The sequence below is a fragment of the Paenibacillus sp. RC67 genome, assembly GCF_030020805.1.
GTDB lineage: Bacteria > Bacillota > Bacilli > Paenibacillales > NBRC-103111 > Paenibacillus_S.
The window spans coordinates 1,343,037-1,357,329 of sequence record NZ_CP125098.1; the positions used below are offsets into that span (position 1 = coordinate 1,343,037).

The 14,293-nt window shown below is 46.8% G+C and carries 16 protein-coding genes; 7 read left to right on the plus strand and 9 right to left on the minus strand.

Annotation, left to right across the window (positions count from 1 at the left end; all coding sequences use genetic code 11):
- Positions 1 to 57: 57 nt before the first annotated feature.
- Positions 58 to 645 (minus strand): TetR/AcrR family transcriptional regulator, encoded by a 588-nt coding sequence (locus tag QMA13_RS06165; protein ID WP_282940248.1) that lies wholly within the window; start codon positions 643 to 645, stop codon positions 58 to 60.
- A gap of 6 nt (positions 646 to 651) precedes the next feature.
- Positions 652 to 1,566 carry an SDR family NAD(P)-dependent oxidoreductase gene (locus QMA13_RS06170; protein WP_282940250.1) on the minus strand — a complete coding sequence of 305 codons (915 nt, stop codon included), beginning with the start codon at positions 1,564 to 1,566 and terminating at the stop codon, positions 652 to 654.
- A gap of 295 nt (positions 1,567 to 1,861) precedes the next feature.
- Here QMA13_RS06170 and QMA13_RS06175 point away from each other — a divergent pair, with 295 nt between their 5' ends.
- From QMA13_RS06175 to QMA13_RS06185, 3 genes are read left to right on the plus strand one after another with little or no spacing between them, the layout of a single operon-like run.
- A complete protein-coding gene (locus QMA13_RS06175; protein WP_282940252.1) occupies positions 1,862 to 2,401 on the plus strand; it encodes a GNAT family N-acetyltransferase in 540 nt (179 codons plus the stop codon).
- The gene (locus QMA13_RS06180) at positions 2,402 to 2,818 is read left to right on the plus strand and encodes an HIT family protein (RefSeq protein WP_282940254.1); all 417 of its coding nucleotides are present in this window, start codon (positions 2,402 to 2,404) and stop codon (positions 2,816 to 2,818) included.
- Positions 2,819 to 2,856: 38 nt separating this feature from the next.
- A complete protein-coding gene (locus tag QMA13_RS06185; RefSeq protein WP_282940255.1) occupies positions 2,857 to 3,624 on the plus strand; it encodes an aminoglycoside phosphotransferase family protein in 768 nt (255 codons plus the stop codon).
- 163 nt (positions 3,625 to 3,787) lie between these two features.
- Here QMA13_RS06185 and QMA13_RS06190 read toward each other — a convergent pair whose 3' ends face one another.
- Positions 3,788 to 4,213, minus strand: coding sequence for a VOC family protein (locus tag QMA13_RS06190; protein ID WP_282940257.1), 426 nt, complete (start codon positions 4,211 to 4,213; stop codon positions 3,788 to 3,790).
- Between the two features lie 209 nt (positions 4,214 to 4,422).
- On the opposite strand from QMA13_RS06190, the gene QMA13_RS06195 reads away from it, so the two are divergent.
- Genes QMA13_RS06195 through QMA13_RS06205 form a run of 3 tightly spaced genes read left to right on the plus strand, consistent with a single transcriptional unit; the run spans position 4,423 to position 6,241 of the window.
- Complete coding sequence (locus QMA13_RS06195) at positions 4,423 to 5,049, plus strand: YdcF family protein (protein ID WP_282940259.1); 627 nt, start codon at positions 4,423 to 4,425, stop codon at positions 5,047 to 5,049.
- Between the two features lie 27 nt (positions 5,050 to 5,076).
- Positions 5,077 to 5,730 carry an HAD family hydrolase gene (locus tag QMA13_RS06200; RefSeq protein ID WP_282940260.1) on the plus strand — a complete coding sequence of 218 codons (654 nt, stop codon included), beginning with the start codon at positions 5,077 to 5,079 and terminating at the stop codon, positions 5,728 to 5,730.
- Between the two features lie 19 nt (positions 5,731 to 5,749).
- Positions 5,750 to 6,241 (plus strand): GNAT family N-acetyltransferase, encoded by a 492-nt coding sequence (locus QMA13_RS06205; protein WP_282940261.1) that lies wholly within the window; start codon positions 5,750 to 5,752, stop codon positions 6,239 to 6,241.
- A 246-nt stretch (positions 6,242 to 6,487) separates the two neighbouring features.
- On the opposite strand, the gene QMA13_RS06210 is transcribed toward QMA13_RS06205, so the two are convergent.
- The 4 genes from QMA13_RS06210 to QMA13_RS06225 form a co-directional block, all read right to left on the minus strand.
- Positions 6,488 to 7,453 carry a proline dehydrogenase family protein gene (locus QMA13_RS06210; RefSeq protein WP_282940262.1) on the minus strand — a complete coding sequence of 322 codons (966 nt, stop codon included), beginning with the start codon at positions 7,451 to 7,453 and terminating at the stop codon, positions 6,488 to 6,490.
- Positions 7,454 to 7,532: 79 nt separating this feature from the next.
- The gene (locus tag QMA13_RS06215; RefSeq protein WP_282940263.1) at positions 7,533 to 8,336 is read right to left on the minus strand and encodes an AraC family transcriptional regulator; all 804 of its coding nucleotides are present in this window, start codon (positions 8,334 to 8,336) and stop codon (positions 7,533 to 7,535) included.
- A 153-nt stretch (positions 8,337 to 8,489) separates the two neighbouring features.
- Positions 8,490 to 9,422: an aromatic acid exporter family protein gene (locus QMA13_RS06220; RefSeq protein ID WP_282940265.1), complete on the minus strand. Its 933-nt coding sequence runs from the start codon at positions 9,420 to 9,422 to the stop codon at positions 8,490 to 8,492.
- Between the two features lie 254 nt (positions 9,423 to 9,676).
- A complete protein-coding gene (locus tag QMA13_RS06225; RefSeq protein WP_282940267.1) occupies positions 9,677 to 10,594 on the minus strand; it encodes a DMT family transporter in 918 nt (305 codons plus the stop codon).
- Positions 10,595 to 11,010: 416 nt separating this feature from the next.
- Between QMA13_RS06225 and QMA13_RS06230 the strand changes: the two genes are divergently transcribed.
- A complete protein-coding gene (locus QMA13_RS06230; RefSeq protein WP_282940268.1) occupies positions 11,011 to 12,327 on the plus strand; it encodes a PASTA domain-containing protein in 1,317 nt (438 codons plus the stop codon).
- Positions 12,328 to 12,585: 258 nt separating this feature from the next.
- Here the strand turns inward: QMA13_RS06230 and QMA13_RS06235 are convergent, their stop codons facing one another.
- Together QMA13_RS06235 and QMA13_RS06240 are read right to left on the minus strand one after the other, a co-directional pair.
- Positions 12,586 to 13,713, minus strand: coding sequence for a GNAT family N-acetyltransferase (locus tag QMA13_RS06235; RefSeq protein ID WP_282940269.1), 1,128 nt, complete (start codon positions 13,711 to 13,713; stop codon positions 12,586 to 12,588).
- 95 nt (positions 13,714 to 13,808) lie between these two features.
- The gene (locus QMA13_RS06240; protein WP_282940270.1) at positions 13,809 to 14,273 is read right to left on the minus strand and encodes a RidA family protein; all 465 of its coding nucleotides are present in this window, start codon (positions 14,271 to 14,273) and stop codon (positions 13,809 to 13,811) included.
- Between the last annotated feature and the right edge of the window lie 20 nt (positions 14,274 to 14,293).

The window sequence follows — 14,293 nt, forward strand, 5'->3', positions numbered from 1 at the left end:
GCCTCCTTAGTATGCTTTATGCAGTACAGTACTAGCACTTCATATACGCAAAGGGTCTTATTTTGTTAAGATCTTCAGAAGATGATCTACTTCATTCAGCCAGCCTTTCTCAGGAGCTTCCTGCAGCATCAATCCTGTTATTACGGAGAAGTAAAGCATCAGCAGATCGTAAGGATTCCCTTCGCAAAAATCCCCTGTTAGTTGTCCTTTCGTCAGTATGGGAACCAGAAGATCGATGGTTTCTTTAGGAGAATATTGAAGCAGGATTTCTTTAGCTTTAATGGGGACCTCGTCTGATTTTTGCGCGTTTTGTAGTAGGAGAAAACTGTATTTGTGACTTTCATCAAGCATTTGCATCGTCAGTGCTTTGATTTGCTCCAAGGGAGTGCCTGGTAGATGATGAATGTTTTTTAATGCAAATTGGGCTTCTTCCATAGCTTCCTGCACAAGCATAGTGAAGATCTCTTCTTTGGAATCAAAATAACGATAGGAAAGCCCTTGGCTTACGCCGGCCTCGGAGGCAATCATGCTCATTTTGGTACCCGAGATGCCCCGTTCTGCGAATACTTTGAGCGCTGCTTTCTTTATCCGGTCTTTACGCTCATCCTGAACATGCTCGGTTCCAATTCCATTCAATGGTTTCAATCTTATTCACACTCCAACTTTGTTTTTCGTTTGTTCCTCACTTATTTCCCATAAACGCTTAGCCGCAGCTTTATTTTGAGCGGGTACCGATGGAGTTTTTATCTGCATATCAGCATAGTAAAGTCCGCTTTGACCTGCAACCTCGTCGGAGTCAGCCAGCCAGACTAATGTTTCAGCACCTTTCTCGGGGGTACGGGAAAATAAGTTCATAACTCCCATCGTCATACGAGCCAGTCGCCCATTATTCTGGTTGAAATTGGTGGAAACTAGGCCAGGATCAAAGCAATACGAGGAAATCTGAGTTCCTTCCAGCCGTTCAGCCAATTCAGCAGTAAATAAAATATTAGCCAGCTTGGTTTCAGCATAGCGAACGGTTGCACCCCCTAATACATTATGTGGGAAGCTGTACATGCGCTTCGCGCGGATATCTTCAAAGCGGATACCCTGCCTAGCCATTTTGTGACCGTGGGAGGCGGTCGTAATGATACGGGCAGCCTGGCTTTGTTTCAGTCGATCAAGCAACAGATTGGTTAAAAGAAAGGGGGCCAGATGATTGACGGCCCAAGTCATTTCTATCTCATCGACAGTGAGCTGATGGGTATCAAACATAGCCCCTGCATTATTAATTAAGATATCAATCCTGGGGCACCGGGTCAAAATGTCGTTTGCAACCTGGCGAATGGATGCTTGAGACGCCATTTCCGCTTGGAATATGTCTACTTCTGTGCGTCCATTAGTTAGAGCACGGATTTGAGCAGCTGCTTCACTCGCTTTGGTTTGATTGCGAGCAACGATGCCTAAGTGCGCCCCCCGGGCAGCAAGCTCCTTTGCCGCGGCCCATCCGATTCCACTAGTAGCTCCAGTAAGGACAACATACTTGCCTTGTACCGTCCAATGATTATTATTCATTATTTTCTTCATGGTTACAACGCCTCCATTAATGAATGAATGATTCATTCATTTTTGTTTATCGTAACTCCATTTCCAGTTGTTGTCAACGGGTTTTAGCCCAATCGATGCAAAAGCTAGTAGTACCGCGAACAAGGGCTGTTCAGTTAGGAGAGTATGGCCATACTTATTTTTTCACTCCAAGCGCTCTTAATCTGTATGGTAAAATAAAACAATTAAGGATGTAGTTTAAAACATACGGCAAGCAATTAATAGAAAAAGACAGAGAGTCTGAAAGGATGCTTGTATGCACATTATTGATTTATCTATGGAAGATAAGAAACCTATACATGAGGTTGCGGTCTTGTTGATGAAAGGCTTTACGGAAGCTTGGAATGACATGGAGGAAGCTCTCCTGGAAGTAGAAGAAAGCTTGCAGGAGGATCGAATAAGCCGAATTGCTGTTGTAGAAGACGGCACCGTCGTAGGATGGATAGCAGGACAAAGCAATTATAGAGGTAAGGCGTGGGAATTGCATCCGCTCGTTGTAGAGGAAAGTTATCGGGGCAAAGGGATTGGTAAAGCGTTAGTAGACGACTTTGAAGCGGTTGTCAGAGCTAGAGGAGGCATCACCATTTATCTAGGTTCAGACGATGAGACTAACAGCACGAGCCTATATGGAGAAGATCTTTACCCGAATGTGCTGGACAAAGTGATGAACATGACGAACCGGAACAGACACCCATTTGGATTTTATAAAAAGCTGGGGTTTGAAGTCGTTGGCGTGTTGCCGGATGCTAACGGCTTCGGTAAGCCGGATATTTTTATGGCTAAGCGTGTGCAAATAGGAAAGGAGCGAGGAGAATAAGTGGATTGTTTAGGATGCCGAATTGCAAATGGAAGGGAACCCAACGTCAATGTGGTTTATGAGAATGAGCATATAACCTGCGTTCTGGATATCGCTCCTTTTAACGAAGGCCATACCCTAATCCTTCCTAAAAAGCATGTACTAGATGTGGAGGAAATGGGCCTGGAAGTGGCGCATCGCATCATGGAAGCCTCTATGAAGCTATCCTCGATATTAAAACAAGTATTCCATCCAGATGGAATCACGATATGCCAAAACGGCGGCGTATTCAACGACTTGACACATTACCATATGCACCTGATTCCGAGATACAAAGGAGATGGCTTCAGCTGGAGCGAACCGTTGGTTCTTTATGGCGCAGAAGAACGGTTGGGAGAAACCCAACGTAAAATGACGGTAGCGCTAAGGGAGGAATAGCTCATATTAAAAAAGCATAGTGTACAGAAATTGAAGTAGTGAAACGAGCCGTAGGTGAAGCGTTGTCAATTAGAGACTTTCATTTGGTAAGAGTATTAAGAGGATCATCTACCTATGTGTATCGAGTGCAAACAGGTGGAGAAACGTTGTACGTACGGATATTACCTGAGATCGGCATGAGCTTCGGTGTGGAAGTGCATGTGCATTCCTTATTAAGGCTTCGTAACCTACACGTACCGGAGGTCATTTACTTCGAGCCACGACATGAAGCGCTGGATATGTCCTTGATGGTTGTAAAAGAAATCGTTGGTTCGTCTGTTAGAGACTGTACGTTAAAGAATGATTACGAGGCTGTACTGTTCGAGGCAGGCAAACAATTAGCTTTGATCCATGAAGTAAAAGTAGATGGTTATGGGATGATCCGAAGGGAATGGACCGAACCAGGGACCGAGCTGAACGGCGAAAAACATTCGATGCATGAGTATCTCTTTGGGCACTTAGATGATAATCTATCTTTGTTATCGGAACCCATTTTCACCCAACAGGAAACAACCCAAATCGCCAACCTGATACAATCCGGTAGTTCGCTTATGCTAAGGCATAAGCCTCATTTGATTCATGGGGATTTCGACGATACTCACATATTTCAGGAATCCAAGAAGTACACAGGAATCATTGATTTTGGAGAATTGGAAGGCAACAGTCCGTTCTATGATTTAGGCTATTACAAATTGCATGAAGGGCAGAACGGAGTGTTTCGTGGCTTTAGACGGTTACTTGAAGGCTATAAAAAAGGTGCACATTAAAGTGATAAAAGCTGAAATGGATGATTTATCTAACAGGTTGAAATAAGTGTAAGGGAACGGCTTGCATTACTTGATGTAGGCTAATTATAACGAAAAAGCTCCGCTGCGGCGTATAGAACAGGCGGAGCTTTTTCCAATTACCCGACTATTGCTGGCAGCCTTCTTATTGGACACCTTCCGTAAAAATTTGGAATGTAACGCCGTACTTATCCCTTACATTACCGAAAGCAGGACTGAAATGGGTTTCCTGCAGAGGCATATTTACATGACCGCCCTGCTGCAAAGCTTCATACATTTGTTTGGATTGGCTTGCGTCTTTAGTTGAGATGCAGATCGTAACCTGATTGCCGCTTTGGTGAGGCTGACCTGGGAATGTATCGGAAAGCATGAGGTCCGTCTCGCCGACCTTCAATAATGCGTGAGCAATCAGTCCCTTAGCAGAATCAGGCAATGGGAATTCTGGATTTTCTGGCATATCCGCGAATGTTAAACTTTGGTTCACCTTAGCATTTAATGCTTTTTCATAAAATTCAATGGCTTCTTTGGCATTACCGCTCATGACTAAATAAGGGATCAATCTAACTGTCATACTATAAGTCAGCTCCTTAGGTTCTTTTTTTGGTTTGAATGATGTTTCGATTACGAATTCATGATCGTAGAAAAAACATCACTTCCCATTATTACCCATAATACCAATGTATAACATAGAACGTATGTTTGCAACATTTATATTTTGACATGCCCGGTCGTTTCTAAGGTTTTATGATAAAATGAAGTAGAGCTCTAAGTTCTGACTAAATGGAAGCGGGGGTGTTCACCGTTCGGATTTCAGAATTGGACCCTGATCGTTTAACGAGAAAACAGATGACCACCTTATTGTTCGAAGGCATAGTGGACGACGGTCAGTACGGCGATTGCATTTTCGTATTTGGAAGCAATAGAAGCTTAAGATACAGGCTGCCGGCGGCAGTTGAATTATATAAAAAAGGTAGGGCACCGAAGCTTCTTTTCTCAGGAGGAACCGTATGGGCTGGTCAATCTAATAAATCAGAGGCTGTACTAATGAGAGATAGAGCTATTGAGCTGGGGGTCCAGCCGCAGCATATTTTGATAGAAACGGAATCCCGGCATACCAAGGAAAATGTTCTTTCATCCTTAATGGTGCTGGACAGAGCCTTCATGCTTCATAATATTCGAAGACTATTGGTCGTAACGTCGGCCTATCATGTAAGAAGAGCGTATTTGACTTTGAGAACCTATATGCCCCGCTGGGTTGAATATACCCTTTGTCCGGCAGACGATCAAATGACCCAAAAGGACAACTGGTGGTTAACTCCTGAGGGGGCTAAGAGAGTAGAAGCGGAATCCCGTAAAATGATAAAGTATATAAGAATGGGTGCCATTGAAGACGATATATTACCGTAGGCAAAATGAAATAGAGGGGGATTCAGCATGATTAAGGCGGTTGTATTTGATTTTGATGGTTTGATTATTGATACGGAAACCGTATGGTATGAATCGTATAAAGAAGTTTTTGAGACTTATCATCTCGAGTTTCATTGGGAATTGTTCGTGAAGTGTGTCGGGACGGACGATTCGGTCCTGAACCAATACATTGATGAGAAAGTAGCAGGCATGCAAATCGGTAGAGATGACATCAAACGTCAAGCCAAAGATCTGCATACAGTAAAAATGAAAGCGATTCCTATGAGGGATGGAGTTAGGGATTACTTGAACGACGCGAGATCAATGGGGCTAAAAATAGGGCTAGCCTCCAGTTCTTCAAGAGAATGGGTCGAGTTTTTCCTGAATAAACTGCACATTAAAGAATACTTTGAAGTGATTTCTACTGGCGATCAGGTGGAGAGGGTAAAGCCGGATCCTGCCTTATACTTGAGAACGCTAGAGCATTTGGATGTGGCAGCGGATGAATCTGTCGCTTTTGAGGATTCAGCCAACGGGGCCAAAGCGGCAACAAGGGCGGGATTAAAATGCGTGATTGTGCCGAATGAATTAACACAGTTTTTAACATTTGAGAAGTATGATTTGCGGATTTCTTCTATGAGCGAAATGAGCCTGGAACAAGTCATTCAGCGTTTGAATTAATCGAACGTGAGGTGGGGAGATGAACGTAGAGCTGCAACGGGTCTCCTACGAGGAAAAGGGGATATTACGCAATTTATTGGAATTTTATCTATATGAGATCAGTGCGTATTTAGACAGCTTGGAGCTGAATCCTTACGGACAATTCGAATACCGCATGCTGGACCATTACTGGACGGACGGAACCAGGCATCCTTTCTTCATCCGATCCTCCGGCAAAATAGTGGGTTTGGTTCTGGTGAGAGAGTGGGAGCGCGCTCCTGACCAATCGATAACATGGCTGATGGCCGAATTCTTCATTCTACGCAAATATCAGAAGCTCGGAATCGGCCGCGCTGCTGCTATCCAAGCTTTCGAGCTGTTTCCGGGCCGCTGGATCGTGTCTCAAATCGAGAGCAATGCAGCTTCGCGGTCCTTCTGGCACAAAATTATATCTGAGTATACAAATGGTGCGTTTCAGTCCATACAGTTAGGCAATCAGCCTGCACAGCAATTTGAGGCGAAGGCCAAATAAAACCCCGCAAGGCGTCCTCGGAAACCAACAAAGCTTCAGATGTGTGCGTGGTACTCCGGTGGGGTATCCCCTTCCGGCCACTGTTGTTATCGGGAAATATTAATTTATTTGCTTTACAGCGGTGATTTCCCGATAACAACAGTGGACGCGTTCGCTCCTCCAGGGGATACCCCACCTCCCGTCATCCGCCATCTTCTGAATCTTTGGGTTTCTCTACACAGGACGCCACAAGGCGTCTTTTTTCTTTTATTTATATAAAGCAGCAGACGAATGATCACCTTGAATGATATCGGTTACCGCCAAGTATAGATTCGGAGGAAACTCGGCAATTCGATGGCACACGTACAGATACCATTCCTCTCCATAGGTAAGGTAGATGCGCACAGGGACGCCAGCGGCATGCAAATTCGAGCTAAGCTCCGGACGAATCCCATACAGCATTTCGATCTCGAAATGTTGTGCATTGAAATAGCCCCTTTGTCTCATTTCCATTATTAATGCTTCATCATGGGTTGCTGCGGAAACGGTACATCCTGTCTGAATGCAGCGTGCCACAAGCTTTAAAAATTGTTCGTTCAAAGCTTCGGAACGGGGCATGGCGTCTGAGGCAGACTCTTGATAGGCGCCTTTCACGATTCGTATGCGGCCTCCTAAAGGAAGTAATTCTTCCAAATCCTGCGGCGTTCGATAGAGATGCGCTTGCAGCGTAATGCCAAGATTGGAATAATGTGCAATGGCTTGCTTATATACCGATAGAATTAGATCCGTCTTGGCGGTTTCTTCCATGCTGATAAGGATTGTCAAGTTATGCTTTTCCGCTTCTTCTGCAAGTAACCTAAGATTATGATAGGCCAGTTCCGGTTGAATGGACAATCCGATGTGGGATAAGTCCAATGAAATTCTAGAAGCCGCCCCTGATACTGCGCATGCTCTGATTAGCTCCTGAAACTCCTGCACGGCCTGTTCACAATCCGATAACCTACATATATTTTCGCCTATGTATTCTAGTGACACTTCGTAGCCTTTATTCCGGAGAAGTGTGCCGGAGTTCAATCCGTCCGCTCGAGCATCACCTGTGACATAACGCCCTGCTGCCCTGCTAAGCAAGCTATAGAGCAGTGGAGATTTGTTAATATACGCTTTAATGTCCTCGCGCCGTGCAACTGACTTTAAGGCTTCGGCAAATGGTTGTTCAATAAGTGGGTTGTTCAAATTGTAGCGCCTCCCTTATGTGGTATAGGCACATTGTATGGTCGGCGGCACAGAATGTATTGTATAAAATTGCTGTGGGTTACATTTTTAAAGATGCGTATTTTTGCGGAGAAAGGCCTACCGTGTGGGCAAATACTTTGGTCATATGGCTCTGATCGCAGAACCCGGCTTCCAAAGCAATGTCTGCAATAGGTCTTGATCGGGACAATTCCTTTTTGGCGAAGTTGATTCGCAGCAGGTTTTGATAAGTGTGCGGAGGAAGGCTGCTTCCTCTTTTGAATAAATGGCTCAGATGAAATTTGCTGACACCTGTCTCCCGCTCCAAATCGTCTAACGTAATTCTTTCCTTGAAATGCTCATGCAAATAAGCTTTGATCCGTTCCAGATGCTTAGGTTCTGCTGCATGGCGTTCATGTTTCATACTGTCTTCGCCTTTAAAGGTCATCGTGCGGATCATGTCTATAAAACAAGCTTCGGTTCGCATAGGACTCATCATGAATTCCATTGCACTAACGCATTGATTTACGCCATCAGCCAATATTTTATTGGTTTGATTTTGAAACAAGAATGGAAACTCAGGTAGTGTATCATCTCGAAAGACCGAATGAATCCACTTTGGATGAATAAACAGCATTTTATATGTCCAGTTATAATCGGACTCGGGACTGCATGCATGAGGCATATAGGGCGGAAAGCAGATGACACTGCCGGCCTCGACCTGGAGGTTTTTGCCGTCGCACCAAACCTTGCTTGTGCCTTTGTCGATGATGCCTATGGAAAGCTCTTCGTGAAAATGTTTTTTGTAGGATATAGCATAGGCCTCACACTTCTTGGCTTCCAATAAAGGCAAGGACGCATCTCGGAAATAACGAATGCCTGCCATATTCTCACAACCTTTCGTTCCAGCAGCTGCAGGATAAAAGTATTATACAATGAGCTCACAGGAAAGTGGAGGGATAACAAAAACACCACTGCATCTCTTGAAAGATGATACAGCGGTGTAGGGATTATCTGTAAACTGGAGCTGCATTACATGTTACATGGTATGAATAAATCGTTCCAGCTCATTAGCCACGGCATAGAGGCTGGCCCGATTCTCAAATTCGTGCCGAGTTTCCGGCAAAGGAAGCAGCTTGTGATATTCACGGATCGCACGCAGCGTCTCTCGCAAATGGGCAGTAGAACTTCCTGAGCTTGGGTCGCTGACCTCCAAAATAAAGTCTCCTATCCGAATGCCTTGATCCATTTTGACTGAGATTCTGGAAATATAAGGGAGCATTCGTTCCAAGATCTCGTACTGCTGCCGTTTCATATCGAAATATCGTTCGTAGGAATTGGCTTTGCGCAGCAAGTTGTTCTCGGAATCGAGCACCGCAAGCCGTTTGGCTTGCTGAAGCTCATCGCCCAGCTGCAGTAATTCCTTCCCGTCCCACAGGGTGTAGCCTTCCTTGAGGTAGGCGGCCATCTCTTTCAAAATCACGTTAACGAGCCGATCCACTTCTTCCTTGCGCCGGTTCAGTTCCTTATCGATACTGGGCATGTACCAATTCACCAGCAGCGCGACTCCTAGCCCGATCAATATGACCATGAATTCATTAAGGAAAAAGGCGGCTTCGATGCCTCGGTGCATATAGACATGCATGACGATGACGGAGCTGCTCGCAATACCTTCCTGCATTCGGAATCGGACGCAGAGCGGGATAAAAAGCAGCAGGTAAACAAGAAAGGAATAAGGATGATAGCCGATGATGATAAACAGCAGGCTGGAGAACAGAAGCCCGGACAAACAAGCGAAGAATCGGCTGATGACGGCTTGAGTCGATTGCTTACGTGATTTTTGAATGCATAGCAGGGTAAGAATGCCCGCTGCAGAGTAGTATTCGAGCTGGAGCAGTTGAGCAAGTAAAATGGAAATACTGACGCCGACGGCAGTTTTAAGAGTGCGGAAGCCGATTTGGATCTTCATCATGTTGTCACCACCATTAACGTTTTGCTATATTGTATAGCGGTTGGATTAGGGTGTAAATATAATTCACACAAAATCAACAAAATACAACATTGTTTTAGTGCGAAAAGGAGTAATACTATCGTGGTAAACGGAGGATATGTTGATTAATGGATGTTAATGTCATGATACATTACATTAGACTAACAAAGAAAAGCTTCAAATAACATACAAATGGAAAAGGCGCTCCAGAGAGGAGCGCCTTTTCCATTTGTGGTCTATGATGCAGCGGCTTGCACAGCCGTTCTGCGGTTGGATACGGCTACACCGATAAGAATTAGAATTCCTCCAGCGATTTGAACAATCTGTATGGTATCCCCAAGAACCAAATAAGCTACGATAATGGCAACAAAGGGGGGAATATTCATGAACATGGAACTGGTGGATGCCCCCACCTCGGATATGCCCTGATTCCACCAAAAACCTGCCAAGCCTTGGCCGAAAATCGCTGCACAAGCCAGCAGCAGCCACATGGTAATATGCAGGCTGAAATGCATATGCCCTTGACTCGCTTCCCACAGAGCTGCGGGGGTCATCAAGACAGTACCCATTACGGTAGCAAAAATAGTGATATCATAGGAAGGCATACTGGTTGTCAGTTTACGGATGAACAACAAGCTGACGGATAGGGCAATCATTGCCAGGAGCAGCAGGATATCTCCTTGTGATATGCCGATTGATTTGCCTCCGAACAACACAATAAGGATGACACCTACCAAGGCTAAGCCAGCTCCAGTCAATTTGTTTACCGTGATCGCCTCCCTTAGAAAAATGCGGGCAAGCAGGGTGGTAGCTACAGGCGAAAGCGCAATGATAAGCGATGCATTGCCTGCAGTAGAGTGCTGAAGGCCCATGAAATAAAAGAATTGGTTGAACAGGGTACCAAACAGACCGGCAAATAGTAAGATAAGCCACTCTTGAATGGTCGGACGCTTCATTTTCTTATTGATTAAAGCGATAGAAATTAAAAAGAGTGAGGTTAATACTAAGCGGGAGTAAGACAAGAAAATAGGAGAAAAATCTCTTAACAAATAGGCGCTCGCGACATAGTTGCATCCCCACAATAACGAGACGCCAAGCAAACGCCAAATTACAGCCTGATGGGCCATGGTTGTAAAATCCCTTTCGATTTTCATGAATGATTCGTCCATTATAATCAGCGGCAAGATTAAATGTAAAATGAGAAATTCGGCAATTATTAAAGGAATTCAAGCGTATGGCCTCATTGCTGCGAAGCAGCAAGTATTATTCTCAGGATTAGTGTTGTTCGAATACTCTAAGTCTCCCTAACGTGTAAATGGTTATCTATAGAGAAGTATCTGACAATGTTTTAGCCTTCATAGGGAGAAAACAAGAGCCCAATTAACGCGTTTTCGCGAAAGTCGGCTTTTTTGCTGTTTCGTTATATAATAGAATGGGTAATGTAAAAGAATGCCCTCTGCGGGGGCTAGTTTTGCTTTTTTTTCGGACATATCAACGAAAATCCGGACTAAAGTCCGAACTATATGAGTAAGATGGATAGGGTATTTAAAGAGAAAGGGGGCTGCATGAAATGGAAGACCGTATGGAACAAAGATATATCCCTGAGCAGCGGATCATACCGTTGGATGGCGGGATGGTTTATATGGGGAAAGATTTATCGTTAAATCGAAAGGTTATTCTGTATTCTCTCGAGATTCCGAACGAAGAGTTCGTTCAAATGTACACGCAAATGATAGGGGAAGCATCCCAATTTACGGACAGAGCTTTTATACACATTTTAGATACGGGCTACAGCAGCACAGCCAACCGGTTAATCGCCGTATTAAAGCCGTGCAACGGCACGCTGCTGATTGAAGAGATCGACAAGAAAACGATGGCCTTTCCCGAAATGGTGTCGATCGTGCATAAGCTTGCGTTAGGCATGCAAAAAGCTCTGGAGGACGGCATCGTCGGATTTTCCGTTCGTCCGGATAATATATGGCTGGATTTTGAAAGACATCCGGTTATTATGAATTATTGGGAGCAGGGCGCGGTATCGCAGCGCGGGACTAGGGGCTTAAGCAGCTTGCTGCTGCAAATGCTCGTAGGCTCAACAGAGACAACGTATAGTGTGGAGGATTCCGAGGTACAGCAAGCGCTCAGAACCATTCCGGCAGAACAAAAAAACGTGCTCGTTCCGTTGATTCAGCAGGCGATGACAGAGGATGTTCCGTTAAAATTATTCATTGCTCAGCTAGCTCGTATTGTCATCATGAGAAGCACACAGACCTTGACCAAGACAGCAGAACCGGAATCGAGGAAAAAGCCGGTTTCGACCGTGATGAAAGCACCGTTGGAGGAAATGCCTGCCCGCAAGAAGGCGGTAAACGTAGACGAGCCTGTAAGGAATATGGCTAAAGCGGAGGAAGAAGACGAGGAAGAGGAAGAGACCCGGGGAATTACAGTGGGCAGTGTAATGAAAAAGCTGCTCTTCATCGGTGGAGCGATCGTCGTCATCGGAATTTGCTCGGTGCTTATTTTGATGGGGCTTATTGAGACGTTGAAGCCTGATAAAGGCTATATTCCTCCGAGCAACGCCGTTACGGAGACGACTCCGACACCCGAGCCGTCAGCAACACCCAAGCCGGATGCGCCGAAGGAGACGAAGCAGCCTGATAGTGGTGGCAGCAGCGTGAAGCCTGATGGCAGTCCGACCAAAGTACCTAATTTCATAGGCATGACAGAGAGTGAAGCTCATCAAGCCGCTCTTGCTGCCGGTCTGCATTACAGTTTTGTTATGGAAAGCAATGGCATGGAGAAGGGGAAAATATTTAAACAGGACCCGCAGTCGAATGCGGATGCCAAAGTGGGAGATAATGTCGTTTTTTCCATCAGTAAGGGACCATAACATTTGTTTTAAATGCCTTAACATTTTGAAATGAAGAAGCCCGATAAATCGCTACAAGGCGAATTTATCGGGCTTTGTTTCACATTATAGAATTTCGGAGCTCCTCGCAAAGTACTTGAATCAGCTTCGAAGCCAAGACCTACTACCCTGGAAATATCTCTTGCTACCCCATTTCCACTCCCCATGGTGGAGTGTAAGTGGCATGGGTGGCTTTGTGGGGGAGCCTTTTGATGGTACCTGTTTTAGTATGGAATGCTATTAAGTATAGGGAAGTCCGTTTAGCTGCGGCAGCGGGATGGACTTCCAACCCGGGAGCTGCTTGGCATGCGCGGATTCAGGGTCGAACAGCAGAGAGACTAGGTCCTCTGCGGATAGCTCTAGGCTGACGCTTCCATCCGGAAGCGTCACGCGATGTTGGCCTTCCTGCAGGGCAGTGACTGCAGGAACAGGGCTGCCGCTCGCGCGCAAATAGGGAGCGGCTTGCTCGAGCAGGCGCTCGGCGCTTACGACGAACACGGTTCCGCTGTTCGTCCCCGGCGTCGAGGCTAAGCCTGCCTCGCGCAGCAGCTGCATGAGCTCGTGCTCATGCCAGCCGACCGCAACCTTGAGCTCCGCAAGGTTGAAGCGCTCTACCGCGTCGGCGAGCAGCGCGCCGACGGCTTCAGCCGGGCCGGCCCACTCGGTGGCCGTCGGCTGTCTCTTGCTGTGATAGCGGCCGGGGGCCTCGATCACAGCGTAGCTGTCCACGCCGCCGCCAACTGGGGCGGCGACGAGCACCTGCTGCGCCAGCTTCGTGCAGCTGGCGTGGGCCTCCGCACCGAGCAGCCGCTGCAGCTCGGTGACGCTTTGCGCGAACGCGACATCGCTTGCGTTCGCGGCAGCCTGCATCGCGAACGCGTCTGTCGGCGCGTGCGGGCGGACCGTGCGGCCGCTAGCCCCCGCGGTTAACGAGCGCAGCCGGGCTGCGCCTGCTGCGTCCAGCGTGAACCGCTCCGTGCGGCCGAAGTGATAGCAGTGCGCCCGCGTGTACAACGATCGGTCGCCTGAGATAAACACCAGCGAAGCGCCGGCCTGTTCGGCATGCTGCTTGCATAGATCCAGCAGGCGGCCTGCGGTGCCTTGGCCGCGGTAATCCGGATGGGTGCATACCGAACCCATCGAGAACACGTTCAGCCGCGCGTCGCCTACTTGCAGCACGAACGGGACGAAGCCCATGAAGGAGACGAGCTTGTCTTCGACGAAGGCTCCATAGGAATGGCTCTGCCCTGGCGAGAAAATAAGCGGGAAGGCGGTGCCCATCGAGACTTGCTCGGCATCGCGGAAAATATCGTCCGCCAATTGGACGGCTTGATTCAATTCACTGCTCTGTACCAATCGAAATTCCACTTCTAGCGCCTCCCATATGGATCATGTCCATTGTTGTTATGTTAAGTATGCGATCATGGATGTCTCTACTTGAATGTATACTCGCAAGGGAGCGCTTAGTCGCGGATTTCCACGATGATTTCGATCTCTACCGGCGTATGGAATGGCAGATCGCTCGTGCCGATAGCGGAGCGGGCATGGCGGCCGTCCTCACCGAACACTTCGACGAGCAGGTTGGAGGCGCCGTTCATAACATAAGGCTGGTCACCGAAGCCTGGCGCGCTGTTCACGAATCCGAGCAGCTTGACGATTTGAACGACGCGGTCCAGATCGCCGAGGTAGCCTTTCAGTACGGCCAGGCAGTTAATGATGACCTGCCGCGCTGCTTCTTGGCCTTGTTCTATAGTAAGGTCGCTTCCTATCTTGCCTTCATACATCAGCTCTCCGTTGATTCGGCAATCCTGCCCGGATAAGTACAGCAGGTTGCCTGTGCGTTTGCATGGAACGTAGGTGAAACGAGGCTCCGGGGATGGGGGAAGGACGATGCCCATGTCCAATAATTTTTGTTCGACTTTGCTCATAAATGATGACCTCCATATAA